This window comes from Ruegeria sp. O4 (assembly GCF_056535125.1).
Genome location: NZ_JBQERO010000001.1, coordinates 368,358 through 392,591, shown reverse-complemented (window position 1 = coordinate 392,591; position 24,234 = coordinate 368,358). Strand labels below are relative to the sequence as shown.

Annotated in this window: 21 protein-coding genes; 17 read left to right on the top strand and 4 right to left on the bottom strand. The window is 57.3% G+C overall.

Annotation, left to right across the window (positions count from 1 at the left end; translation table 11 throughout):
- Positions 1 to 17: 17 nt before the first annotated feature.
- Positions 18 to 1,238 (bottom strand): APC family permease, encoded by a 1,221-nt coding sequence (locus tag ACR0J7_RS01960; protein ID WP_480564673.1) that lies wholly within the window; start codon positions 1,236 to 1,238, stop codon positions 18 to 20.
- Between the two features lie 370 nt (positions 1,239 to 1,608).
- A complete protein-coding gene (locus ACR0J7_RS01955) occupies positions 1,609 to 2,631 on the bottom strand; it encodes a LacI family DNA-binding transcriptional regulator (protein ID WP_480485585.1) in 1,023 nt (340 codons plus the stop codon).
- Positions 2,632 to 2,765: 134 nt separating this feature from the next.
- Here ACR0J7_RS01955 and ACR0J7_RS01950 point away from each other — a divergent pair, with 134 nt between their 5' ends.
- The 11 genes from ACR0J7_RS01950 (at position 2,766) to ACR0J7_RS01900 (ending at position 11,776) form a co-directional block, all read left to right on the top strand.
- Positions 2,766 to 2,951 (top strand): hypothetical protein, encoded by a 186-nt coding sequence (locus ACR0J7_RS01950; protein ID WP_267366030.1) that lies wholly within the window; start codon positions 2,766 to 2,768, stop codon positions 2,949 to 2,951.
- A 23-nt stretch (positions 2,952 to 2,974) separates the two neighbouring features.
- The gene (locus tag ACR0J7_RS01945) at positions 2,975 to 4,120 is read left to right on the top strand and encodes a TRAP transporter substrate-binding protein (RefSeq protein WP_480564676.1); all 1,146 of its coding nucleotides are present in this window, start codon (positions 2,975 to 2,977) and stop codon (positions 4,118 to 4,120) included.
- A 108-nt stretch (positions 4,121 to 4,228) separates the two neighbouring features.
- Positions 4,229 to 4,741: a TRAP transporter small permease gene (locus ACR0J7_RS01940; RefSeq protein WP_209503870.1), complete on the top strand. Its 513-nt coding sequence runs from the start codon at positions 4,229 to 4,231 to the stop codon at positions 4,739 to 4,741.
- An 11-nt stretch (positions 4,742 to 4,752) separates the two neighbouring features.
- Entirely contained in the window at positions 4,753 to 6,081 is a 1,329-nt protein-coding gene (locus ACR0J7_RS01935) for a TRAP transporter large permease (protein ID WP_480564680.1), read from the top strand.
- Between the two features lie 12 nt (positions 6,082 to 6,093).
- Entirely contained in the window at positions 6,094 to 7,401 is a 1,308-nt protein-coding gene (gene hisD / locus ACR0J7_RS01930) for a histidinol dehydrogenase (RefSeq protein WP_480564683.1), read from the top strand.
- Complete coding sequence (locus ACR0J7_RS01925; protein ID WP_480564686.1) at positions 7,394 to 8,155, top strand: SDR family NAD(P)-dependent oxidoreductase; 762 nt, start codon at positions 7,394 to 7,396, stop codon at positions 8,153 to 8,155. The genes hisD and ACR0J7_RS01925 overlap by 8 nt, the downstream gene beginning before the upstream one ends.
- On the top strand, positions 8,152 to 9,132 hold the full coding sequence (locus ACR0J7_RS01920) for an alcohol dehydrogenase catalytic domain-containing protein (RefSeq protein WP_480564689.1): 981 nt from the start codon (positions 8,152 to 8,154) through the stop codon (positions 9,130 to 9,132). Before ACR0J7_RS01925 ends, ACR0J7_RS01920 begins: the two co-directional genes overlap by 4 nt.
- 23 nt (positions 9,133 to 9,155) lie before the next feature.
- A complete protein-coding gene (locus ACR0J7_RS01915; RefSeq protein WP_480564692.1) occupies positions 9,156 to 9,566 on the top strand; it encodes a universal stress protein in 411 nt (136 codons plus the stop codon).
- 46 nt (positions 9,567 to 9,612) lie between these two features.
- Complete coding sequence (comD, locus tag ACR0J7_RS01910) at positions 9,613 to 10,119, top strand: sulfopyruvate decarboxylase subunit alpha (protein ID WP_480564695.1); 507 nt, start codon at positions 9,613 to 9,615, stop codon at positions 10,117 to 10,119.
- A complete protein-coding gene (comE, locus tag ACR0J7_RS01905) occupies positions 10,116 to 10,670 on the top strand; it encodes a sulfopyruvate decarboxylase subunit beta (RefSeq protein WP_209503877.1) in 555 nt (184 codons plus the stop codon). The genes comD and comE overlap by 4 nt, the downstream gene beginning before the upstream one ends.
- Positions 10,670 to 11,776, top strand: coding sequence for an alpha-hydroxy acid oxidase (locus ACR0J7_RS01900; protein ID WP_480913126.1), 1,107 nt, complete (start codon positions 10,670 to 10,672; stop codon positions 11,774 to 11,776). The genes comE and ACR0J7_RS01900 overlap by 1 nt, the downstream gene beginning before the upstream one ends.
- A gap of 53 nt (positions 11,777 to 11,829) precedes the next feature.
- Here the strand turns inward: ACR0J7_RS01900 and ACR0J7_RS01895 are convergent, their stop codons facing one another.
- Complete coding sequence (locus ACR0J7_RS01895; RefSeq protein WP_480913124.1) at positions 11,830 to 13,875, bottom strand: ASKHA domain-containing protein; 2,046 nt, start codon at positions 13,873 to 13,875, stop codon at positions 11,830 to 11,832.
- A 217-nt stretch (positions 13,876 to 14,092) separates the two neighbouring features.
- On the opposite strand from ACR0J7_RS01895, the gene guaB reads away from it, so the two are divergent.
- The 3 genes from guaB to ACR0J7_RS01880 all read left to right on the top strand — a co-directional run bounded on the left by guaB (position 14,093) and on the right by ACR0J7_RS01880 (position 19,192).
- The gene (guaB, locus tag ACR0J7_RS01890) at positions 14,093 to 15,541 is read left to right on the top strand and encodes an IMP dehydrogenase (RefSeq protein WP_480485596.1); all 1,449 of its coding nucleotides are present in this window, start codon (positions 14,093 to 14,095) and stop codon (positions 15,539 to 15,541) included.
- Positions 15,542 to 15,634: 93 nt separating this feature from the next.
- On the top strand, positions 15,635 to 16,792 hold the full coding sequence (locus ACR0J7_RS01885) for an RsmB/NOP family class I SAM-dependent RNA methyltransferase (RefSeq protein ID WP_480913121.1): 1,158 nt from the start codon (positions 15,635 to 15,637) through the stop codon (positions 16,790 to 16,792).
- A 108-nt stretch (positions 16,793 to 16,900) separates the two neighbouring features.
- Positions 16,901 to 19,192, top strand: coding sequence for an ATP-binding response regulator (locus ACR0J7_RS01880; protein WP_480869304.1), 2,292 nt, complete (start codon positions 16,901 to 16,903; stop codon positions 19,190 to 19,192).
- 4 nt (positions 19,193 to 19,196) lie between these two features.
- Here ACR0J7_RS01880 and ACR0J7_RS01875 read toward each other — a convergent pair whose 3' ends face one another.
- Complete coding sequence (locus tag ACR0J7_RS01875) at positions 19,197 to 19,790, bottom strand: sulfotransferase family protein (RefSeq protein WP_480480866.1); 594 nt, start codon at positions 19,788 to 19,790, stop codon at positions 19,197 to 19,199.
- Positions 19,791 to 19,982: 192 nt separating this feature from the next.
- On the opposite strand from ACR0J7_RS01875, the gene recA reads away from it, so the two are divergent.
- The 3 genes from recA (at position 19,983) to ACR0J7_RS01860 (ending at position 24,181) form a co-directional block, all read left to right on the top strand.
- Positions 19,983 to 21,050 (top strand): recombinase RecA, encoded by a 1,068-nt coding sequence (gene recA, locus ACR0J7_RS01870; protein ID WP_267366220.1) that lies wholly within the window; start codon positions 19,983 to 19,985, stop codon positions 21,048 to 21,050.
- A gap of 169 nt (positions 21,051 to 21,219) precedes the next feature.
- Positions 21,220 to 23,892: an alanine--tRNA ligase gene (gene alaS, locus ACR0J7_RS01865; protein ID WP_480913119.1), complete on the top strand. Its 2,673-nt coding sequence runs from the start codon at positions 21,220 to 21,222 to the stop codon at positions 23,890 to 23,892.
- Between the two features lies 1 nt (position 23,893).
- On the top strand, positions 23,894 to 24,181 hold the full coding sequence (locus tag ACR0J7_RS01860) for a DUF1330 domain-containing protein (protein WP_480485606.1): 288 nt from the start codon (positions 23,894 to 23,896) through the stop codon (positions 24,179 to 24,181).
- Positions 24,182 to 24,234: the final 53 nt, after the last annotated feature.

The following is a 24,234-nucleotide window of genomic DNA, read 5'->3' as shown; positions in this document are numbered from 1 at the left end:
GACCCAATGATACAGGCTTACAGAAACGCGGACGCAAAAAGCAACAAACTGGTCACCACCCCAAAGAGGGGAACAACAAGTGGCACGCGGAACTGCGGTTCATCGGTTTCAGCCCGGGTCTTCAAAAGGATCAGTGAAAGATTGACCAGCACAAAGACCCCCAGAACAATTTGCGACGTGCGCTCGGCCAGAATGGCGATTGGAAGCGTTTGGGTCAGCAACAGGATTATCGCCGTGACCATGATTGTCGCTACCGTTGGCGTCTGAGTGACCTGAGATACCGTAGCCAGAAACTTAGGCAAATGATCCCGATCCGCGAGCCCGTAAATCACGCGGGATGCCATGATCATCTGGATCAGAACACCATTGATCGTGGCTACGATGGCAATGGTCGAAAACCCCTGCTGGATAACCTCGGGCGCGTCCGTAAAAATCAGGGCCAGCGGTGCGGCGGACGTCGAAAGGACATCGATCGGCACCACATACAGAACAGTCATGGACGTACCAAGATACAAGACCGTGGCCAGAACAAGCGTCAACAGGATCGCTTTCGGGATTGTTCCGGCGGGGTCTTTAACTTCTTCAGCGACATTTGCCATGTCCTCGAAACCCACGAAGGCGAAAAACGCCAGAAGCGAAGCGGCCAAAATCCCTCTCCAGGCGTTTGGGTCCAGCCCGGGAACCATCTGGGTGAGCGCATAGCCCTGAGGCTCAGGAAGGGACAGGCCCCAACCAATAACGACAAGTAGCCCGCTGATCTCTATGATGGTAATGACTGCCGCCACCATTACCGACTGCGTGATCCCCCATAGGGCGATCAGCCCCATGATCAGAACTACACCGATTGTCTGACTTGAAATGCCTAAACCTGTAAGCGTTTGAAGGTACGACGCGGCCCCGATAGCCACGGCCGAGGCCGAGATGATGCCCGAGGCGGCCACCGCGAGACCAACCAGAACGGCCATCCAGCTTTTCTGAAACCCTGCTTCGACATAAGCGGCTTCACCTGCACTCACTGGATATCGGGTTGCCAATTCTGCGTAAGACAGGGCAGTCAGCGCAACAACAAGTGCAGCAATCAGGAACGAAACAGCGGCATACGGGCCCGCAATCCCGGCCGTCGCACCAACAAGCACGTAAATTCCGGCTCCAACAGTAACTCCAAGCCCATAGAGCGTGAGCAGCGGGGTCGTCAGCGCCCGCCGCAGCTTTGGTGTCTTTTGTTCAACGATGGACATCATCTATCCGCCAATTGGATTACATCGCGTGTCTTAAGTTGGCATCGACGTTTCCGTGCTTGGTCCCGTCGCCTTGATCATTTGCATTTACTGGCATGCGGTAAGTGCCGAGTAGCCAGAGGGTAGTCGGCAGGAGAGCGCGCCGCACGTTCGCCGCGCCCACGGAGCGAACTTTCACACCACTGAATCACTGATCACCGGAAAATTTGCTTGGGGTCAGGCAAGTGAGCGTCGGGCCCGATGATATATTCGTACTTCACTATGTGGTCGCATTGCGTGCTTTGATTCAGGTCAATGAAAGCGGAACGTCACACTGAATCGTAGACCGGTGCGCCTTTTACATGCAATGAATCGCCGAACTTTCTGAGCCTTAAGGAATGCGGTCAAGCAAGGAGTCTCGGGTGACCAAATGGGTCGAAAGCTCCAAAGACTGGCCCGCAGAGTTCGTTTCGATCATTCGTATCAACTCCTGCGCAGCCTTTTGACCCATTTCACGGTGGGGCACGTGAACCGTTGTCAGGGCAGGGCTGACAATGCGCGCGATTTCGATGTCGTCAAAGCCTGTAATCGACACGTCTTCGGGCACTCGGAGCCCCATTTTCTGCGCCTGCCTCAATGCGCCGACTGCCAGAACATCGTTTCCGCACAAAACTGCGGTCGGCGGCATGTCAGTCGCCATGAGATCCCTGAATGCCGTCGCGCCATTCTCGAACTCATATGTGGTTTCGATCACCATTAGGTCATCCGGCTGCAGGCCGTGTTCAGCCATGGCGCTTTTTATCCCAGCGATCCTGAGCCGCGCCCGGTCATTACCCGAACTGATACCCGATATCGTCGCAAGACGCGTATGTCCCTGTCTGATGATCTGGTCTGCCAGCGCTTTCATGGCCTTGCGGTTGTCGAACCCAACTGACGGCACAGGTTTATCCGGCAGAAAGGACCAGGCAACCAGCGCGGGCACTTTCCGTCTGTCCAGATAATCGTAAATATCTGCGTCCCTGTCATGACCGATCAATAACAGCCCATCCGCACCCCGTGCGACCAGGGTTCGGATCTGATCCTTTTCCGCTTCGGGCTCATAGGCTGAACTGGAGACCAGCAGCGTGTAACCACGCTGATGTATCTCTTCCTGAAACGCCTGCAACCCCCTTGCGAATATCGCGTTTTCCATGGTGGGGATGATGGCGCCAATGGTAAATGACCGCTTGGCCGCCATCACGCGGGCCGCGAAATTTGGCGTGTACCCCAATTCCTCGACCGTCGACAGGACACGCTTGCGCGTTGCTTCAACAACTTGTTGCGGGTTGTTCAGACACCGGGACACTGTCGCGGTCGAAACACCCGCGGCCTTGGCAACGTCATCCAGTGTCGGAGCAGACCGATGTTTTGACATTCTCGAACTCTCAATTCCAGTTGGCTTAAGTTAATCGCATTTTTCAAATGATGAAAGCACCAATGTAAGCGCTTGCAATATTGATGTAAGCGCTTACAAAGGTGTTGAGCCGATTCTGAACGGGAGTCCCGGAAATGGTCCTTGCTGCATCTGTCGTCGTTTTCGCGATCTATTTCGCCAACGTTGCTTTGGGTGCTTTCGCAGGCCGCGCGTTTCTTGGTGACGTAGGAGAGATGTTGGTTCTGTTCGCGGCGTCGATTTTGTTCGTTGTCGCGATTCTGAAAAAGGAAGCTGACCGAAACGCAACAGACGGCAGCTGAACTTTTGCTTGGGAGGGCAATTCATGAACAACGACGAGATTGAACTGACGTCAACAGAACGTCGCAACTTTCTGAAGCTGAGCGCAAGTGGCGCGTTCACGGCCGCATTGGTTGCCGGGGCAGGGGGTGTTTTGTGGTCTTCCGAGGCTGCCGCGCAAACCGCAAAAGAAGAAAGTGAGCGCGAAAAGGCCGCAGACCACGTTATGACGGTGGCCACAGCCTATGTGCTGGGTGCGTCGCGCAGCTATCCGATCATGCAGCTGGATCTGAAGGAAAACATCCAGAATGCTACCAACGGCAAGGTCTATGTCAAATTGGCCCCCGGTGGTCAGCTTGGCGCGGGCGGTGCGCTGGTGCAGAAAGTACAGGGTGGAACCATTCAGGCCGCGCAGCACTCGCTGTCGAATTTTGCGCCTTTTGCGTCCACGGTCGACCTGATCAACATGCCGTATCTGTGCGGGTCGAACCAGCGCTTCACCAACCTTGTCCATTCGGACACGTGGAAAAGCGAAGTCCACCCCAAGGTCGAGGCGGCAGGCTTCAAGGCCCTGTTCTACGTGAACATCGATCCGCGTGTTGTCGCAGTCAGGCAGGGTGGCAATGCGGTCATAACACCGGGGGACATGGGCGGGATCAAGTTCCGCGTTCCCGGTTCGAAGATGCTGCAACAATACTATCGCATGGTTGGTGCCAACCCGACGCCTGTGGCATGGGGTGAAACACCTTCGGCGATCAAGCAGGGTGTTGCCGACGCGCTCGACCCGTCAGTTGGCGCACTGTATGTCTTTGGTTTCAAGGACATCCTCAGCCATGTGACCTTCACGCAGGCCGTTCCGGACAGTCAGGTTTATTCCTGTAATCTGGAGTGGTTCAACTCGATGCCTGCTGACGTGCAGGAAGGCATTATGTGGGGTGCCGAGATGACTGGCCATCAGAACTTGTCCAAGGTTCCATCGGCGCGTGCTTACGCCATGTCCGAGCTGAACAAGGCAGGTGTTGAATTCCATTCACTCAGCGATGATCAGTTGGCGGAATGGCAGGATGCCGGTGGGTATCAGCGTTCGGAATGGGATCCTTTCAAGACGGAACTGGCCGGTTCGATGGACAACTTTGAGAAGCTGGTCGAAGCGGCCGGTACGCAGGGCAAATACTACGTCCACGACGCCTAAGGTGAAACCCGTGGGCGCCTGTCGGCGTCCACGATTCTTGTACCGCGCGGCCGACAGTGGCCCGTCAAGGCAGGTACGGACTGGGCTGTCCCATCGCCGGAGGATCAGATGACCGTTCTTCAGAACATTGACCGAAACGCAGAACGCTGGTTGCTGCTGGTGTTCTACGTGATGCTGGTGATCACCATGGCCATCGAGGTGCTGCGGCGCGAGATATTCGCCTATTCCTCGATCTGGGGCGAGGAAATCGTGCGGTATTCCTTTATCTATCTGGCTTGGATCGGTGCTGCTGCCGCGGTGAAAGAGCGCGCTCATATCCGGATCGATGTGATCATGCACTATGTCGGGCCGCGCCCCAAGGCACTGCTTTATATCTTCGGCGATCTGGTGATGTTCCTGGTGGCGATCATCGCACTCTACTGGTCGTATGAAGCCGTGCACGTTTCGGCCAAGTTTGGTTCCGTTACGGACGGATTGCGGATTTCCAAGGTTTGGTTCCTGATGGCCGTGCCGACCGGGTTTGCCCTGATGATCTGGCGGCTGATCCAATCCCTGTTGCGCGATCTGAAATGCCTTCGCGACGGCACGCCCGTCTTCGAAGGCGACAAACTGTTTGACTGAGGAGAGACCGGATGCTTTGGAACTCCCTCAATCAAACTGTTGAACTGGGCTGGGATTTTTATCTGCCGGTGATCCTGTTTGTTGCCCTGATCGCTTTGGCCGTACCGGTTTGGGCGGCCATTGGAACGGCTGCGATCGTAATGCTGATCATGTCCGGTGACCTTCCTCTCAGCCTTGTCGGAGAGAGCCTGTTTACCGGCATCGATGCTTTTGCCCTGACTGCCGTGCCCCTGTTTATCCTGACCGGGGATGTTCTGGTTCGGACGGGGTTGTCACGCAAGTTTCTGGATGTTGCCGAGGCTTTGACATGCTTCGCCAAGGGCGGCTTCGGATCGGCCACGGTGCTGGTCTGCGGAATGTTTGCCGCGATTTCGGGATCAGACGCCGCCGGGGCTGCTGCGGTTGGCAGGATGACCATCAACCGGTTGGTGGAAAGCGGGTATCCGCGCCCCTACGCCTGTGCTCTGGTCGCGGCCGGTGCCTGCACCGGCATTCTGATACCGCCCTCGATCGCCTATATCATCATCGGCCTTGTGCTGGGTATTTCCGCATCGACGCTTTTTCTGGCCGCCCTGATCCCGGGTCTGGCTATCCTGGTGTCGATCCTGATCACCAACATCATCATGAACCGCCTTTATGCATACGAAGGCGGCGGCATGATGACCATGGGGGAGTGGTTGGCCAATCTGGGCAAGGCGCTCAGGTCTGGCTGGTATGCCTTTATCGTGCCGGGGATTATCTTTTATGGCATCTTTTCGGGCCGACTTACGCCGACTGAGGCTGGTGCCACGGCTGTTGTCGTCACCATCATCATGGGCTTCATCCTGCGTACGCTGACATTGGCGGATTTTCCGTCGATGCTGGTCAGCTCTGCAAAGGTGAACGGGGTGATCCTGCCGATCATCGCCTTTTCGGCTCCGCTGGCCGAGGCGCTGGCGATCATGGGTGTTCCTCAGGGGTTTGTCACTTCGGTGACCTCGCTGACAGACGACCCATCTCTGCTGATCCTGTTGATGATCGGCATCCTGATCGCAGCGGGCTGCGTCATGGAGACGACGCCGAATATCGTCATCCTGGCACCTATCCTGAAACCACTGGCGGACAATATCGGCATGAATGAGATCCAGTTCTGCATCATGATGATCACCGCGCTGGGAGTGGGTTTTATCACCCCGCCGCTGGGGCTGAACCTGTTTGTCGTATCTGGCATTACCGGTGAATCCATTCTGAAGATTGCCGCCCGAGCCGTGCCTTTCGTATTGACCATGCTGATCGTAGTGATCCTGATCGCCTACGTGCCAGCCGTGTCGACAACATTGCTACCTGAAATCTACCAATAGGACCTGCTGAACATGCCTCGTGAATATCTGAAAAAGGCAACTTTAACGGCTCAATCACACGCCTCAGAGGTGCATGATACGGTGAAGACAATTCTGACCGATATCGAGGCGGGCGGTGATGCAAAGGCAAGAGAATACGCCGCCAAGTTCGACAAGTACGAAGGGAATGTCTTGCTGACCCCGGCTGAGATTGAGGCCGCCTGTGCAAAAGTGTCCGAAAAGCTGAAGGCCGACATCCGTTTCGCCCATGACAATGTGCGGCGCTTTGCCGAAACGCAGAAAGCGACCGTATCTGACGTTCAGACCGAGATCGTTCCGGGTTTCGTCGCCGGGCAGAAGGCAATTCCAGTGGATGCTGCAGGGTGTTACGTGCCAGGGGGGCGATACAGCCACATCGCCAGTGCGATTATGACAGTGACCACCGCGAAAGTTGCGGGATGTCGCCACATCACAGCGTGCTCGCCTCCGCGCCCTGGCGAAGGGGTTGCGCCTGCCATCGTTTATGCGGCGCATATCTGCGGGTCCGACAGCATTCTGGCCATGGGGGGCGTGCAGGGTGTTGCCGCCATGACTTACGGTCTGTTCGGTTTGCCGCGCGCCAACATCCTTGTGGGCCCCGGCAATCAGTTCGTGGCCGAAGCCAAGCGCATCCTGTACGGCAAGGTTGGTATCGACATGATCGCAGGTCCGACCGACAGTTTGATCCTTGCCGATCAGTCTGCCGATGCGCATGTCGTCGCCACCGATTTGGTCAGTCAGGCCGAGCACGGATACAACTCGCCGGTCTGGCTGGTCACCGATGATCGCGACCTTGCGCAAAAGGTGATGGAACTGGTACCTGCGCTCATCGCCGATCTGCCGGAACTGAACCGCGAGAACGCCTCGGCCGCATGGCGCGATTATGCTGAGGTTATCGTCTGTTCCAACCGCGAAGAGATGGCCGCCTGTTCCGACGAATATGCACCTGAGCATCTGACGGTTCAGGCTGAGGATCTAGATTGGTGGCTGGAACGACTGACCTGTTATGGATCGCTGTTTCTGGGCGAGGAAACAACCGTGTCATACGGAGATAAGGCGACCGGTACGAACCATGTTCTGCCAACCTCGGGCGCGGCCAGCTATACTGGCGGGCTGAGTGTCCACAAATACATGAAGATAGTGACGTGGCAGCGGGCTACGCGCGAAGGGTCGAAGCCCATTGCCGAAGCGACCGCGCGGATATCGCGGTTAGAAGGAATGGAGGGTCACGCCCGTGCAGCAGATGTGCGTCTTGCGAAGTACTTCCCGGACGAGCAGTTCGACTTGACTGCCGATGGATGACCCGCGCTCATTGTTTGACCTGACTGGCCGGGTGGCGTGTATCACCGGTGCCAGCTCGGGACTTGGGCGGCAAGTGGCACGGACTCTTGCCGCAGCAGGTGCCCGTGTTATCGGCGTTGCCCGGCGCAGTGATGCGTTGGCGGAGATGCGGGCCGAGATTGGCACGCGCGCTGCAGCGGTTGTTGCAGACGTTGCAGATCGCGCTGGGGTAGATGCGTTGACACAGGCCGTCACTTCCAAGTTTGGCCCCCCCGACATTCTGGTCCATGCGGCTGGGGTGAATACGCGTGAGGCTGCTGCTGATGTTACTCCTGAGGGGTGGGATGCCACGCTTGCCCTGAACCTGAGCGCGCCGTTCTTCCTCAGCCAGGCGATGGTTCCGGCGATGAAGGAAAAGGGGTGGGGGCGTATTGTCAATTTCGCCTCGCTACAAACAACGCGCGCTTTTCCAGGTGGTATCGCCTATGGCGCGTCCAAGGCGGGGATCGGGCAGTTGACACGCGCCATGGCCGAGGCGTGGTCGCCCTTTGGCATAAACGCCAACGCCATCGGCCCGGGGTTCTTTCCCACCGAACTGACTCAGGCCGTGTTCGAGGACCCCAAGCGCGCAGAACGGAACGCCGCGCAAACCTGTATCGGACGCAATGGGCGGATGCAGGATATCGACGGGCCGATCCTGTTCTTATGCTCTCGGGCGTCTGACTATGTCACGGGACAGGTTCTGATGGTTGACGGAGGGTTTACTGCCAAATGAAGGCTCTGGTTTACAAAGGTGTTGAACACATGGTGTTTGACGATGTGCCGAATGCCGAACCGGGCGCATCGGAACACCTGATCCGGGTCGAGGCGGTTGGCATCTGCGGATCGGACATGCACGCCTATCTGGGCCATGATGCACGTCGCCCAGCGCCCCTGATCCTCGGGCACGAGGCAGCCGGTGTCATAGCTGATGGTATCCGCGCCGGTGACCGGGTGACGATCAACCCGCTGGTAACCTGTGGCCAATGCGCGGCATGTCGGACGGGTCGCGAGAATCTGTGCCCGGATCGTCAGATCATCTCGATGCCACCGCGCGAAGGCGCTTTCGCGCAATACGTCTCGATGCCCGGCAGCAATCTTGTCGACGTGCCCGAGGATGTCTCTTTCGCCAAGGCTGCGCTGGCTGAACCTCTGGCGGTAAGCTGGCACGCAGTCAGATTGGGAATCGAGGCTCTGCATTCTGCGATGGACCGCCGCGCCTTGGTGATCGGCGGGGGGGCCATTGGCCTTGCGGCAGCCTTGGCCCTGCGGGCACAGGGCATTGAAGACGTTACAATCGCGGAACCAAACGCGTTGCGCCGGGCTTATCTGGCGGAAATCGAAAGTTTTGCGCTCGTGGATGCGCCCAATGGGTCTTTCCCGTTGGTCATTGATGCTGTTGGATATGCCGCGACACGGTCGGTCGCTTCGACCCTGGCCGCGCCGGGTGGCGTGATCGCGCATGTCGGATTGGGTGAAGATGCCGGAGGTCTGGACGTGCGTCGCATGACCTTGCAGGAGATCACCTTTATCGGAACCTACACCTACACCGCGCAGGATTTCCGCGACACGGCCCAGGCGATCTTTGACGGCCGTCTTGGCGCACTGAATTGGGTTGATGAGCGAGCACTGGCTGATGGCGCGCAGGCGTTTCGCGATATCCGCTCTGGCTCTGTAGCCGCACCAAAGATTATCCTGAGACCCTGGGGATAAACCTGACAGAACTGGAGGCCACCATGTACAAGAAAATTCTGGTCCCGATGGCTTTGGATCACGGCATTTCACAGCATACGCTGGAGATTGCGCGTGCCTTGTCCGAAAACGGGGCCGAGGTCATCGGCTTGCATGTCTACGAAATGCCACAGGGATCGGTCAGCGCCTATCTGGACAAATCCGCAGTAGCCGAAGGGTTCGAGCGCGCGAGGCAGGCCTTGTTGCAAAAAGTTGACGGGCTGGATGGTGTGAAAGCCGAAATCATCAAAGGGCACACCGCCCGCACCATCATTGACTACGCGACCAGCAACAATGTGGACTGCATTGTCATAGGTTCGCATAAACCGGATCTAAGCGACTACTTTCTGGGATCGACAGCGTCACGCGTTGTTCGTCATGCCCCCTGCGCTGTACATGTGCATCGCAGAACCTGATTTCCTTAATCGCGCCAAGCGCCCCAACAGGACCAACAGCCCGACCATGAACATAGACAAGAAGATAACCGACGATCTGGTGGCCAACGATATCTCGTTCGTCACCACCGTCCCCTGCAAGCAACTGGCAGGCGTCATCGCTGAAATCGACCAGCGAGAGGACATCTATCACATCCCGTCCAACAAGGAAGACGAGGGGATGGGCCTGTGCGCCGGGGCATGGATGGGCGGCAAGCGTTCCGCGATCATCATGCAAAACACCGCAATCGGTGTGACGATCAACACGCTGGCGACACTGATCCAGTTTTACCGAATGCCTTTGCCCATGCTGATTTCCTATCGCGGAGAGCTGCGCGAACCGGTTGCCTGCCAGGTTGAAATGGCCGTGCATACCAAAGCGCTGCTGGCTCAGCTGAATATCCCGACTTATCATTTCCACCATCAGTCAGATGTTGAGGAGCTCGACACGATCCTCAAATACACCTTTATGTGCAATAAACCGGTCGCCATTCTGACCGATGCCAGTTTCTGGGGAGGCTATGGCGACCAATGATCCGTTCTGAGATTCTGAAAGAAATCGCTCCGATCCTGCGCGATCAGCTTGTTGTTTGTAACATCGGCATTCCAAGTCAGGAACTGCATGCCATCGACGACCAGCCTACCAATTTCTATATGCTGGGCACGATGGGGCTGGCCTCATCCATCGGTCTGGGTCTGGCCTTGTCGCAGCCCAAGCCGGTTATCGTGATCGATGGGGACGGGTCGGTTCTGACCAATCTGGGTACCTTGCCGACCATCGCCAACAACGTGGCGGACAACTATATCCTGTTGATCGTCGATAATGGGTCGTACGGGTCCACTGGGGATCAGCCGACGTATGCCGGGCAGAAGACCTCTCTGGCGAAAATGGCGGAAGCCGCAGGATGCGAGCGCGTAATCGAATGTCAGGCCGAAGACACCGGCCGCGTGCTGCAAGAAGCGCTGGATTCGAAACAGATGACCATCATCGTGGCTAAGTGCGAAAGCGGAAATGCCAAGATGCCTGTTATCACAATGGATCCGGTGGTGATCCGCGACCGGTTCATGAAGGCCGTACAGGCCTGATGTTATCCAGCGCTATCCACAGTTCCGAAGACGCCCGCCGCCTGGCGCGGCGGCGTCTGCCGTGGATGGTGTTTGACTATATCGATGGGTCTGCCGGGGCCGAGGTTGGCGCAGCCCGAAACAGGGCTGCACTGGATGCGCTGATCCTTCGCCCTCGGATTCTGAAAGATGTCAGTGAAAGGTCGCTGGCTTGTTCCGTCTTTGGCGGGTCGACCCAACGCCCGTTTGGCATCGCACCGATGGGTATGTGCAATCTGTCGGCCCCCGGTGCAGATCTGATGCTGGCACGTCTTGCGGCGCGGTACGAGGTGCCGCTTGGGGTCTCAACCGTCGCATCGACCCCGTTGGAAGACCTGATTGTCGAAGCAGAAGGACATGCCTGGTTTCAGCTGTATTTCAGCGGCGATGGCAGTGGCACGTTCAAGCTGGTCGAGCGCGCAAAGGCTGCGGGGTACGAAACGCTGGTACTGACGGTTGACGTGCCCGAAGTGGGACGTCGCCCGCGCGAATTGCGCCATGGGTTCAGGATGCCGTTCAAAATGGGTCCGAAACAGGTGCTTGATTTTGCGCTTCATCCGCGGTGGTCGCTGTCGACGCTGCTGCGGGGCAAGCCCGAAATGGCGAATTTCCTGATGGACGGATATGATTTTGATCGCCGGGAAAGCCGGGCCAGGGCGACCTGGGAGACTTTGGCCCGTCTGCGCGACCAGTGGGCCGGGAAACTGGTGGTCAAGGGCGTTCTGGATGCAGAGGACGCGCTGAGCCTCAGGTCGGCAGGTGTCGATGCCATTCAGGTCTCAAGCCACGGTGGGCGCCAGTTGGACAGTGCGCCAGCGCCGATTGCCGTATTGCCAGAAATTCGGAACGCCGTCGGCCTGGATTACCCGCTGTTTTACGACAGCGGTTTGCGCTCGGGCGAGGATGTTTTGAAAGCGTTGGCAAACGGGGCAGATTTTGCCTTCTTCGGCCGCATCCTGCAATTTGCAATCGCGGCAGAAGGGGAAGAAGGGCTTGAGCAGCTGTGGTCTGTGCTGAGTGATGAAATGAGTATTGCCATGGCGCAGATGGGCGTTTCGTCGCTGGACGAGGTGCGTCTCGAAACCTGAAACCAGTTTGGGGAACGACCCGAGGCGTACCTGCGAGTCGTTCCTATGCTGGTTTAACCGCGGCGTCTGCGACGGCGCCCACCGCCTGTTTCGCTCTCTCCACCTGTGTTGAAGCTTGGATTGGGCAGCGTGACAACCTGCGCCAGTTCCGGAAACGGATCGGTTTTGTGCGGGATCGCGTTGGCGGCCACGAAATGATCCTGGAACTTCGGCTCAATTGCGGTTTCGATCTTGGTGATCTCGCGCACGACGCGTTCGATTTCAGCGCGTGATCCGATATTGCACAGCGCAATCCGCGCACCTGTACCAGCGGCGTTACCCGCGCTGGTGACCTTGTCCAGCGGTGCATCAGGGATCATGCCCAGAACCATGGCGTGCTTGGTCGAGATATGAGCGCCAAAGGCACCGGCCAGAACCACACGATCCACCTTGTCGACTTCCATCTCGTCCATCAGCAGACGCGCACCGGCATATAGCGCGGATTTTGCCAGCTGGATGGCGCGGATGTCGCCCTGCGTGACGGTGATGCGGGGGCCGCCTTCGGCGCTGGCGTCGTGAATCAGGTAAGCGTGTGTGCGGCCTTCAGGAATGCAGCGGGCCGTTCCAGTCTGTTCGGCCGATCCGATTAGGCCGCTTTCATCCAGAAGGCCAGCCATACGCATCTCGGCCACAGCTTCGATAATGCCCGAGCCGCAGATGCCGGTGATACCAGTGGTGGCGACATCAAGGTCAAAGCCGTCTTCGTCCGACCATTTCTCGGACCCGATGATGCGAAAGCGGGGTTCCTTGGTAAGGGGATCGATTTCGATCCGCTCGATCGCGCCGGGTGCTGCGCGCTGGCCAGAACTGATCTGAGCGCCTTCAAACGCAGGCCCGGTAGGTGAGGAACAGGCCAGAACGCGGCTGGTGTTGCCCAGCAGGATTTCGGCATTGGTGCCCACATCGACGATCAGAACCAAATCCTCGGATTTGCCGGGTTCTTCGGACAGGGCAACCGCCGCACAATCCGCGCCTACATGGCCCGCGATGCAAGGCAGGATATAGACCTGCGCGCGGGGGTTCATGGTGGTCAGTTCCATCTCACGTGCGGGCAGGGACATCGACTCGGACGTGGCCAAGGCAAAGGGCGCCTGACCCAGTTCGCCCGGGTCCAGACCCAGTAGCAGATGGTGCATGACCGGGTTGCAGACAAACACCGTTTCAACGATCAGCGTGGTGTCAATGCCGGCTTCTTCGGCGATTGAGGTGGTCAGATCATTGATCGCCTCGCGCACGGCTTTTGTCATTTCCCGATCCCCGCCGGGGTTCATCATGGAATATGAAACACGGCTCATCAGGTCTTCGCCAAAGCGGATTTGCGGGTTCATCAGACCTGATGACGCTTTAACTTCGCCGGTTTCCAAGTCGGTCAGATGAGCCGCAATCGTAGTTGAGCCGAGGTCGATGGCCAGCCCATACAGCCCGCCTTCGTGCAGGCCGGGCCAGATTTCGACAATGCGTGCGACGCTGTCCTTGTGGCTTTTGTGAACTGCCACAGTGACTTCCCATTTGCCTTTGCGCAGAACCGGTTGCAGCTTGGACAGAAGCGATAGGTCCGCTGTGACCGCGTCAATTTTCCATTGCTCGCGCAGCGCGCGTTCAAGGCGCTCCAGATCGCCGGTTGGCGAATGCATGTCGGGCTCTTCCACCACCACGAAATACAGACGCGTTGCCGGATCCATGATGATGGCGCGTGCCGTGGCGGCCTTGCGAACGACCTGACGATGCACCTGGCTTTCCGGCGGCACGTCGATCACGACATCGCCCTGAACCGAGGCCTGACAGCCCAGACGACGACCGGGTTTCAGGCCGCGCTTGTCGTCATAACGTTGCTCGACCGCGTTCCATTCGCTCAGCGCATCCTGGGCCACCGTGACGCCGTGCTTGGGAAATTCGCCATAGCTTGGGGTGATCTGACACTTTGAACAGATACCACGGCCCCCGCAGACCGAATCCAGATCCACTCCCAATTGGCGGGCTGCGGTCAGAATGGGCGTGCCGACAGGAAAATGCCCGCGTTTGCCGGACGGGGTAAAGACGACAAGTGGGTCGTTGGTCATGAGTGACATGCCTTTTTGTGTTCGCGCGTTTTCCCGGCAAGATATGGGTTTGAGCGCAAAGGGAAAGGGCTATCAGCGGCACGATTTGCACGGCATGCGTCGTTTTCATCGGCTGTATAGTCAACTAGAGCCACAGAGTTGCCCTCAAGGGCTTTTCCTTTGGTTCAATCCATGCAATAGGGTCACCGCCAAACGGGCTTTTGCATGGGGTATTCAGATGCAGATTCGTGAGGCACTCACCTTTGACGACGTTCTTCTGGTTCCGGCCGCATCTTCAGTGCTGCCGGCAACAGCGGACACCACCACGCGTGTCACGCGTGAGATTACCATGAACATCCCGCTGCTGAGCTCGGCCATGGACACGGTGACCGAGGCGCGCATGGCCATTGCCATGGCACAGGCAGGCGGTATCGGGGTCATCCACAAGAACCTTTCCGTAGAAGAGCAGTCTCGCGAAGTTCGCCGCGTCAAACGGTTCGAGTCGGGTATCGTCTACAACCCTGTTACCTTGCGCGCGGATCAAACCCTGGCCGATGCGAAGGCTCTGGTCGAGCGCTATAATTTTACCGGTTTCCCGGTAGTTGACGCGGATGGCCGCGTTGTTGGTATCGTGACCAACAGGGATATGCGCTTTGCCAATTCCGACAACACACCGATCAAGGCGATGATGACCTCGGAAAACCTGGCAATGCTGAAAGAACCCGCCGATCTGGAAGAGGCTAAAAGCCTGATGCGGGCCCGTCGTATCGAAAAATTGCTTGTGGTTGATGGCACGGGTAAACTTACAGGTCTGCTAACGTTGAAAGACACCGAACAGGCGGTTCTGAACCCAACAGCGTGCAAAGACCGGCTTGGCCGCCTGCGAGTGGCTGCCGCGACTTCGGTTGGAGACGCGGGTTTTGAGCGGTCCGAGCAGCTGGTAGCTTCGGGCGTTGATATCATTGTGGTCGATACGGCGCATGGTCACTCTCAGGGCGTGCTGGATGCGGTGAGACGGGTCAAAACCCTGTCGAACGAGGTTCAGATCATTGCCGGAAACGTTGCTACAGGCGAGGCGACCAAGGCGCTGATCGACGCAGGTGCTGACGCCATCAAGGTGGGTATTGGCCCCGGCTCGATCTGTACAACACGCATGGTGGCGGGCGTTGGTGTCCCTCAGTTGACCGCGATCAGTGATTGTGCCGCCGCGGCGGGGGATGTTCCGGTCATTGCGGATGGTGGCATCAAGTTTTCGGGCGATTTTGCCAAGGCAATTGCCGCCGGTGCGTCGTGCGCCATGGTGGGTTCGATGATCGCGGGCACAGACGAAAGCCCGGGTGAGGTCATTCTGTATCAGGGCCGGTCGTTCAAATCCTATCGCGGTATGGGCAGTCTTGGCGCGATGGCGCGCGGATCGGCGGATCGGTATTTCCAGAAGGACGCGGCAAATGACAAGCTGGTACCCGAAGGGATCGAAGGGCAGGTTCCTTACAAAGGATCAGCCAGTGCAGTGATCCACCAGCTTGTTGGTGGTTTGCGCGCTGCGATGGGATACACCGGCTGCGCGACTGTCGAAGAGATGCGCAGAAACTGCCAATTCGTGAAGATCACGGGCGCAGGTCTGAAAGAGAGCCACGTACACGATGTTCAGATCACACGTGAAAGCCCGAACTACCGGGTGATGTAAGCCGTTGCGCATGACATACGGCACCCTAGCACGGGGTGCCGTAGTGATTTTGGATTGGCCTGTCACGGCCTTTTTCAGCCAAGGTAATCCGTGATGACACCTGCTGCCCGCGTTCAGGCCTCGATTGAAATTCTGGATGAAATTCTCGCCGGGGCCCCGGTTGAAAAGGCGCTGACCGGCTGGGCGCGGCGCAGCAGGTTTGCGGGCTCCAAGGATCGGGCAGCTATTCGCGATCATGTGTTTGACGCTTTGCGGTGCAAACGCTCGTTTGCTGCGTTGGGTGGTTCCGGAGCTGGTCGCGGCCTGATGATCGGCGCCATTCGCGCATCGGGTGAAGATCCGGTTGAGTTGTTTACCGGCGACCGCCACGCGCCCGAAGCCCTTCAAAATGACGAAGTATCAAGGGATTTTGCATCCGAAGCCGAGAGATATGATTTTCCCGAATGGCTGTGGCCAAAGCTCGTCTCATCCTTGAATGATGCCGCCGTTCCTTGCGCACTGGCATTGCAGGAACGCGCTCCGGTTTTTCTGCGGGTCAACTTGTTGAAAACGGATGCAACCCGGGCGATTGATGCTTTGGCGACCGACGGTATTTCAGCCCGTCCAACGCCGATATGTGAAACCGCTCTGGAGGTGACAGAGGGCGCGCGTCGGATTGCGCAAAGCCAGGCATACGCTCAGGGTTTGGTCGAGCTTCAGGATGCGGCAAGTCAGGCGGTTGTTGCTTCCTTGGATCTGCGCCCTGGAATGCGCGTTTTGGACTATTGCGCTGGGGGCGGTGGCAAGTCGCTTGCGATTGCTTCGAACAAGGGTGTCGAGGTTTACGCTCATGATGTGAACGCCCGCCGAATGAAGGATATTCCAGCGCGGGCAGAACGGGCCGGGGCCAGAATAACCATCCTGAACAGCGCAGATCTTGCCAATCACGGGCCTTTTGACGTCATTTTGGCCGACGCCCCGTGTTCCGGCAGCGGTTCGTGGCGGCGCGCACCGGCAGGTAAATGGGCATTGACTGAAGACCGTTTGCAAGATCTCACGGTCATCCAAGCTGACATTCTTGCACAAATCACGCCGTTGGTCCAAGCAGGTGGAGTGCTGGCATATGCAACATGTTCGGTTCTTGCCGACGAGAACGATGCGGTTGTCGACAGGTTTCTGGCGCAACATGCGGGCTGGCGTGAAACCTTCCGGCAGGCATGGCAGGTAACTCGCGGGTCCGACGGGTTCTTTACGTCACACTTGACGCGCTGATCTTTCGGTAAATACAACCTTGGGTAGCTAACTTGTTTTTTAACGCCGTTAGGCGAGTGTTAACCAATTCTACCTGTTATTACCGCAAAACCTGTGCCCGAGCCGTTTATGCCTGACATCACTGAATTTGTTCCAGCCCCTTCAGCCGCTAATACTCCATCGGTGTTTCGGATCGGGTCGTTAGTGTTTGTGGCGCTGTTGATCAGCCTGGCACCTGCGGTTGGGTTTCTGCCGTCGGATTGGACAAAAGGTTTGCTGGCAACAGGCATTTCCCTTTTGGTTGTGGCGCTCTTGTTTGGGATCAAGGGGGCGATTACGAACAGGCATTTGCAACAGATATCAGCCCTTTTGGCCGCTTTCGCAGAGCGCGAGGATGCTCCGGTCGTGATCTCAAACGGGTATGGTGACATATTGGCCGCGAACGTCCTGGCGGACAAAAAGCTGGGGGCCATACGAGGCGAAAACCTAGCCCGCTGTTTGCGCTCCAGGTTTGCTAACCCTTCGGCGATCTTGTTGAGCCTACAATCGCGGGCGCAATCCACAGGAAGCGCCCAGAGCGAGTTTCCCGGTGGCGATCGGACTATTTCGGTTTCCGTGCACCGATTGCGGCCGGGACTGTTCTACTGGAACTTTAGCTGTGTTCAACAGGATAGCTGGCAAACCCTTGGCTTGCCGGTCGTAACCCTTGGACGCGCAGGTGACGTATTGCGCGTCAATGCCACGGCCGAGCGTTTGTTTGGTGCGCACCCTGCCAGGGCGCAGGATATTTTCAGCGAAGCCGAACCGCGGACCGGGGCTGTCAACGCAGTCAGGACCCGCGATGGTCATATTCTGGCAGCCGTGTCCGAATTTTCTCAATCCGTGTCGGAACGAAGCCTTTGTTTGTTACCGATTACGCAGGTGCCCGCACAGGATGCGGTCATGTCCTTCTCTGACCTTCCGGTTCCAATCCTCAGACTTTCCGAGGACGGCATCATTCTGGACAGTAATCGGCTGGCGGCGAAACTGTTGGGAAAGAAGCAGCTTGAAGGCGGTAACATCAGCGACATCATGCGGGGCGTGGGGGGGCCTGTGCTGGATTGGTTGAAACGAACCGAGGCGCATGAAGAAACGCAGCGATCAGAGTTTTTGCAGTTCATTAGGGACGACAAGGAAATCTTTGTTCAAGTCACCCTGAGCCGTGTGTTTGTCGATGGAAAGATATGCCTGATCGCGGTTCTGAACGATGCGACTGAACTGAAGACGCTCGAAGCTCAATTCGTTCAGGGCCAGAAGATGCAGGCCGTGGGGCAATTGGCCGGAGGTGTTGCACATGATTTCAACAACCTGCTGACGGCCATTTCCGGTCACTGCGATCTGCTGCTGTTGCGCCATGACCAGAATGACCCGGACTACGGGGATTTGGTGCAGATCAATCAGAATGCCAACCGGGCCGCCGCGCTGGTCAGTCAGCTTTTGGCGTTTTCGCGAAAACAGACCCTCAGGCCCGAAGTGTTGGATCTGCGTGACACGATATCGGATCTTATTCACTTGCTGAACCGTTTGGTTGGCGAGAAGGTGCAATTGACGCTGAGCCACGATCCGGTGCTCAAACCCGTGCGGGCGGACAAGCGTCAACTTGAGCAGGTGCTGATGAACCTTGTCGTTAACGCACGAGATGCCATGCCGGACGGTGGTGAAATTCGCATTGAAACCAGTGTGTTGACCCTTTTGCAGCCTCTCATGCGGGACAGGGCAACCGTACAACCGGGCGACTATGTGACAGTCAAGGTTGTGGATGGCGGTGTTGGTATCCCAGCAGATAAGCTGCAGAAGATTTTCGAACCCTTCTACACCACGAAACGAACTGGTGAGGGCACCGGGTTGGGGTTGTCAACGGCCTACGGGATCGTAAAGCAAACCGGTGGGTTTATCTTTGTCGACAGCGCAATTGGACGGGGCACCGAGTTCACTGTCTTTCTTCCGGTTTGCGCGACGACGTCCGAGGTCGAAACTGAATCGCCAGTCCAGCCCGAAGCCCAGAGCGCCAGGCAGGGCGAAGGCGTGGTGCTGCTGGTCGAGGATGAGGCGCCTGTTCGCGCCTTTGCGACCCGCGCCCTGCGGCTGAAAGGTTACACCGTGCTCGAGGCGGACTCGGCGGAAGAGGCGCTTCGACTGCTTGAAGATTCCGCGTTAAGTGTTGATGTATTCGTCACAGATGTTGTCATGCCAAGAATGGACGGGCCCACTTGGGTGCGCAAGGCCATGGAGACGCGCCCGGATGCGCGTGTGATTTTCGTGTCCGGGTATACCGAAGGCGTTTTCGGCGATACCGGTCCGGATATTGCCAACTCAACCTTTCTGCCCAAACCGTTTTCCCTCACCCAACTGACAGAGGCCGTGTTTCAACAACTCAACTGATGGATCACAATGCGGCTTTGTGCAGCGCAAATTCTTCCGGGCAGGCATTTCGAAACTTCTGTTCGGTAGCAGGTGACAGATGCAAATCTCCCGGAGGCGATACGTTTTCGCGCTTCAGGTCGATCTGCATGTCCAGACGTGTTTGCAGAAAGTCCAACACCTTGTCCTGATGTTCGTATTTGAAGATATGACGAGCGCCAGCACTGTCGTTGCGGGTACGGAAGAATTGCGCCTGGCTGCCGACATTTGCGAACTCGGGACGTGTGTCCAGCAAATAGGCTTGAACGAATGCGTCAAAACTCATGTCACGTGTCGAGCGCGGTTGACCTATCAAGTCTTCACGACTGCGAAACCGGTACCAGCTGCCCAGCCAATCCAACGGCTCGCGCACAACGGCCATAATTTCCATCTCGGTATCAAACAGTTTTCGAAACATGGTCTGGAAAAACCGGTCATACCGACGCACCGGGGCGTGTTTCAGCTCAGGTGGATGTGTCACGATGAGATCGGCCCGGTCACGCAACGCCGTGTGATAAGCCGTGCTTCCGGTCTTGGGGACTGAAAGAAAAGCAAGTCGTTCTTTATAAAAAACAAGCATTTATCGGTTCCCAAGGTTGCCATGCTTCTTATGCAGATTGTCGTAAACGACTCTTTAACACAATTGCAGAAGACTGATTTCTGTAAGTTTTAGTTGAAATGTTCTCCTTTTGATCTCATAAGGAACAAGAGGCGAACAAAGCAGCGATTGCCGCCCGATTAAGGGTGTGACAAAAGGGAAGGCGACAGGACAATGGCGGATCTTCTGACAATGAGCGACAAGAAAAACGCAGACAAGCAAAAGGCGCTCGACAGTGCGCTGGCCCAGATCGAACGGCAGTTCGGCAAGGGGTCGATCATGAAGCTGGGAGAAGATGCCCGGCAGGATATCGAGGCGAGCTCGACCGGGTCGCTGGGTCTGGATATCGCGCTGGGTATCGGCGGGCTGCCGATGGGGCGTATCGTTGAGATTTACGGGCCTGAGAGCTCGGGTAAAACCACTTTGACCCTTCATTGCATTGCTGAGCAGCAAAAGCGCGGCGGAGTTTGCGCGTTCGTAGATGCGGAACACGCTCTGGACCCGCAATATGCCCGCAAGCTGGGCGTTGATCTGGATGAGCTTTTGATCTCCCAGCCTGACACCGGTGAGCAGGCGCTTGAAATCACAGATACTCTGGTACGCTCGGGCGCAGTCAATATGGTTGTTGTCGACTCGGTCGCTGCCCTGACGCCGAAATCGGAACTCGAAGGGGACATGGGAGACAGCAGCGTGGGTGTTCAGGCCCGGCTGATGAGCCAGGCAATGCGCAAACTGACAGGCTCGATCAGCCGTTCGAACTGCATGGTCATCTTCATCAACCAGATCCGGATGAAGATCGGCGTGATGTTCGGCAGCCCGGAAACCACAACCGGTGGCAATGCGCTGAAATTCTACAGCTCGGTTCGGCTGGATATCCGCCGGATTGGCGCGATCAAGGACCGGGATGAAGTGGTCGGGAACCAGACCCGCGTCAAAGTTGTGAAGAACAAGGTCGCACCGCCGTTCAAGCAGGTCGAGTTCGATATCATGTATGGCGAAGGCATCTCGAAGATGGGCGAATTGCTGGATTTGGGTGTTAAAGCTGGTGTTGTCGAAAAGTCCGGGTCCTGGTTCAGCTATGGTGATGAGCGGATCGGGCAGGGGCGTGAGAACGCCAAACAATACCTGCGGGAAAACAGCCGGGTGGCGCTGGACATCGAAGACAAGATCCGCGCGGCGCATGGGCTGGAATTCGATATGTCGCCAGGCGTTGCCGAGGATGACGATATTCTGGAGGCCTGATGTCCTGAGGTGGGTAACCCCTGACATCTGCGCAAAGACTGTAACACTTGAAACAAGGCGGCTTGATCGGGTCGCCTTGTTTCGTTCCTGTGTGCCTCTGCTGTGGACACTCACCTGACACGGGGCTAAACCAACGGAGACCAAGATATATGTGCGCCGAGAGAGCCCTATGCCAACCCTGAACGACATCCGATCGACTTTTCTGAACTACTTTGAAAAACAAGGGCATGAGATCGTCGCGTCCAGCCCGCTGGTGCCGCGCAATGACCCGACACTGATGTTCGTGAACTCAGGCATGGTGCAGTTCAAGAACCTGTTTACCGGTCTGGAAACCCGCGATTACAAACGCGCCACCACGGCGCAGAAATGTGTGCGTGCGGGTGGCAAGCACAACGATCTTGACAATGTTGGCTATACGGCGCGTCACCATACGTTTTTTGAGATGCTGGGAAACTTTTCATTCGGGGATTACTTCAAACATGAAGCGATCCCTTTTGCCTGGGAACTGATCACCAGAGAATTCGGTATCGACAAAACCCGCCTGTTGACCACTGTCTATCATACCGATGATGAAGCCTTTGAAATCTGGAAAAAGGTCGGTGTGCCCGAGGACCGGATCATTCGCATCGCCACCAATGACAATTTCTGGCAGATGGGTCCGACCGGACCTTGCGGCCCGTGTACCGAGATCTTCTATGATCACGGCGATCACATCTGGGGCGGCCCTCCGGGATCACCCGAGGAAGATGGCGACCGGTTCATCGAAATCTGGAACGTCGTTTTCATGCAAAACGAGCAGTTCGAAGATGGCTCGATGGTCGAGCTTGACATGCAGTCCATCGACACAGGTATGGGGCTTGAACGGATTGGGGCGCTGTTGCAGGGCAGCCATGACAATTACGACACCGACTTGTTCAAAACCTTGATCGAGGCTTCGGCAGATGCGACCGGTGTCGACCCGTATGGCGACCAGAACGTGCATCACAGGGTGATCGCGGATCACCTGCGGTCGACCTCGTTCCTGATTGCAGACGGTGTGATGCCCAGCAATGACGGCCGGGGATATGTTCTGCGCCGGATCATGCGCCGCGCCATGCGCCATGCGCACCTGCTGGGCGCCAAGAATCCTGTCATGCATCGCCTGGTACCTACGCTGGTGCAGCAGATGGGCGGGCATTATTCTGAACTGAAACAGGCGCAACCGCTTATCGAAGAGACGCTGCTGCTGGAAGAAACCCGGTTCAAGCAGACACTGGACCGTGGTCTGAAGTTGCTGGATGATGAGGTTTCAGGGCTTTCTGAGGGGGCACCCCTGTCAGGTGAAGCGGCCTTTAAGCTTTACGACACGTATGGCTTCCCACTGGATCTTACGCAGGATGCGCTGCGTGAAAAGGGCCTGAGCGTCGACACGGACGGTTTTGACACCGCGATGGCTGAACAGAAGGCCAAGGCACGTGCTGCATGGGCCGGGTCAGGTGAAGCAGCGGATCAGGTTGTATGGTTTGATGTGCTGGATACCGCCGGTGCGACGGATTTTCTGGGCTACGATACCGAGAAAGCCGAAGCGCAGGTTGCCGCTTTGGTTGTTGATGGCGCAATGGTCGACAAGATCGACGCGGGCAGCAGCGGTTGGGTCGTCGTGAACCAGACCCCGTTCTACGGGGAGGCCGGCGGTCAGGTCGGCGATACTGGCGCGTTGCGTAGGCTGGAGGATCGCGATCACCTGAGCCGCGTGGAGGACACGAGGAAGTTTGCCGACGGCAAGGTCTATGCTCATAAGGTGGCGGTTCAAAGCGGCGTTGTTTGCAAGGGCGACGCGGTAGAGCTTGAGGTTGATCACGCCCGCCGTTCCGCCATTCGCGCCAATCACTCGGCCACGCACCTGCTGCATGAAGCCCTGCGCGAAACGCTAGGTGACCACGTAGCACAACGCGGTTCGCTGAACGCAGCGGATCGTCTGCGGTTCGACTTCAGTCATTCCAAAGCGCTGAGCCTGGAGGAAATCCAGAAAGTCGAACGTGAGGTGAACGATTTCATCCGCCAGAATTCGACTGTTGAAACCCGGGTCATGACACCCGACGACGCGCGCGCATTGGGCGCGCAGGCCCTGTTCGGCGAGAAATATGGTGACGAGGTTCGTGTCGTCTTCATGGGCAAGGCACCAACAGGCAAAGGCCATGACGGCGATACGTGGTCGATAGAACTCTGTGGCGGTACACATGTGCGCCAGACAGGTGATATCGGCACCTTTGTTGTGTTGGGTGACAGCGCCAGCAGTGCAGGTGTGCGCCGGATCGAAGCGCTGACCGGGGATGAAGCCTTCCGCTATCTTTCGGCACAGGATCAACGTCTGGCTCAGGTCGCATCAGAACTGAAGGCGCAACCGGACGACGTTGTGGCGCGCGTGAAAAGCCTTCTGGACGAACGCAAGGCTTTGCAGAACGAAGTGGCTCAGTTGCGCCGGGATCTGGCTATGGCTGGTGGGGCCGGTCACGGCGGTGGTGCCGAGGCGCGGGATGTAAATGGTGTGAAATTCCTGGCGCAAGCCCTTAGCGGTGTTTCAGGTAAGGACCTCCCTGCGTTGATCGACGAACACAAAAGCCGCCTTGGATCGGGTGCGGTGCTGCTGATTGCGGATACGGGCGGCAAGGCGGCCGTTGCCGCTGGTGTGACGGAAGATCTGACCGGGCGAATTTCGGCGGTGGATCTTGTAAAAGCGGCCGTGATCGAGTTGGGCGGAAAAGGAGGCGGCGGCCGCCCTGACATGGCCCAGGGCGGCGGCAAGGATGCGTCAAATGCAGAGGCGGCAATCAAGGCCGCACAACAGGTTTTGGGAGGATAATATGGCTGCTCTTTGGATTGCGCATGTCACGGTGACGGACACCGAGGCGTACGGCAAATACGCTGAACTGGCCGGACCGGCCATCGCCAAGCACGGGGGCGAGTTTATCGCCCGTGCTGCGCGGTACGTTCAACTGGAAGGCAAGGAACGTCCACGAAACGTGGTGGCCCGCTTCCCGACGCTGGAGGCAGCGGTTGATTGCTATAACTCGGATGACTACCAGCAGGCCCTGAATCACGCGCGCGGCGCAAGCGAGCGTGAACTGGTAGTGGTCGAAATCACGGAGTGAACTTCGGGTTTAGTATCCAAGATACTGATAATTCCGAGAAAACTGACGTGAAT

What these genes read in the sequence shown, in the direction of transcription:
- ACR0J7_RS01875 (WP_480480866.1), bottom strand. Translation starts at nt 19,790, where the DNA reads ATGCTTGTTTTTTATAAAGAACGACTTGCTTTTCTTTCAGTCCCCAAG.
- ACR0J7_RS01895 (WP_480913124.1), bottom strand. Translation starts at nt 13,875, where the DNA reads ATGACCAACGACCCACTTGTCGTCTTTACCCCGTCCGGCAAACGCGGG.
- ACR0J7_RS01950 (WP_267366030.1), top strand. Translation starts at nt 2,766, where the DNA reads ATGGTCCTTGCTGCATCTGTCGTCGTTTTCGCGATCTATTTCGCCAAC.
- guaB (WP_480485596.1), top strand. Translation starts at nt 14,093, where the DNA reads ATGCAGATTCGTGAGGCACTCACCTTTGACGACGTTCTTCTGGTTCCG.
- ACR0J7_RS01940 (WP_209503870.1), top strand. Translation starts at nt 4,229, where the DNA reads ATGACCGTTCTTCAGAACATTGACCGAAACGCAGAACGCTGGTTGCTG.
- ACR0J7_RS01960 (WP_480564673.1), bottom strand. Translation starts at nt 1,238, where the DNA reads ATGTCCATCGTTGAACAAAAGACACCAAAGCTGCGGCGGGCGCTGACG.
- recA (WP_267366220.1), top strand. Translation starts at nt 19,983, where the DNA reads ATGGCGGATCTTCTGACAATGAGCGACAAGAAAAACGCAGACAAGCAA.
- ACR0J7_RS01885 (WP_480913121.1), top strand. Translation starts at nt 15,635, where the DNA reads ATGACACCTGCTGCCCGCGTTCAGGCCTCGATTGAAATTCTGGATGAA.
- ACR0J7_RS01920 (WP_480564689.1), top strand. Translation starts at nt 8,152, where the DNA reads ATGAAGGCTCTGGTTTACAAAGGTGTTGAACACATGGTGTTTGACGAT.
- ACR0J7_RS01900 (WP_480913126.1), top strand. Translation starts at nt 10,670, where the DNA reads ATGTTATCCAGCGCTATCCACAGTTCCGAAGACGCCCGCCGCCTGGCG.
- comD (WP_480564695.1), top strand. Translation starts at nt 9,613, where the DNA reads ATGAACATAGACAAGAAGATAACCGACGATCTGGTGGCCAACGATATC.
- alaS (WP_480913119.1), top strand. Translation starts at nt 21,220, where the DNA reads ATGCCAACCCTGAACGACATCCGATCGACTTTTCTGAACTACTTTGAA.
- ACR0J7_RS01935 (WP_480564680.1), top strand. Translation starts at nt 4,753, where the DNA reads ATGCTTTGGAACTCCCTCAATCAAACTGTTGAACTGGGCTGGGATTTT.
- ACR0J7_RS01955 (WP_480485585.1), bottom strand. Translation starts at nt 2,631, where the DNA reads ATGTCAAAACATCGGTCTGCTCCGACACTGGATGACGTTGCCAAGGCC.
- ACR0J7_RS01925 (WP_480564686.1), top strand. Translation starts at nt 7,394, where the DNA reads ATGGATGACCCGCGCTCATTGTTTGACCTGACTGGCCGGGTGGCGTGT.
- ACR0J7_RS01915 (WP_480564692.1), top strand. Translation starts at nt 9,156, where the DNA reads ATGTACAAGAAAATTCTGGTCCCGATGGCTTTGGATCACGGCATTTCA.
- ACR0J7_RS01880 (WP_480869304.1), top strand. Translation starts at nt 16,901, where the DNA reads ATGCCTGACATCACTGAATTTGTTCCAGCCCCTTCAGCCGCTAATACT.
- comE (WP_209503877.1), top strand. Translation starts at nt 10,116, where the DNA reads ATGATCCGTTCTGAGATTCTGAAAGAAATCGCTCCGATCCTGCGCGAT.
- ACR0J7_RS01860 (WP_480485606.1), top strand. Translation starts at nt 23,894, where the DNA reads ATGGCTGCTCTTTGGATTGCGCATGTCACGGTGACGGACACCGAGGCG.
- ACR0J7_RS01945 (WP_480564676.1), top strand. Translation starts at nt 2,975, where the DNA reads ATGAACAACGACGAGATTGAACTGACGTCAACAGAACGTCGCAACTTT.
- hisD (WP_480564683.1), top strand. Translation starts at nt 6,094, where the DNA reads ATGCCTCGTGAATATCTGAAAAAGGCAACTTTAACGGCTCAATCACAC.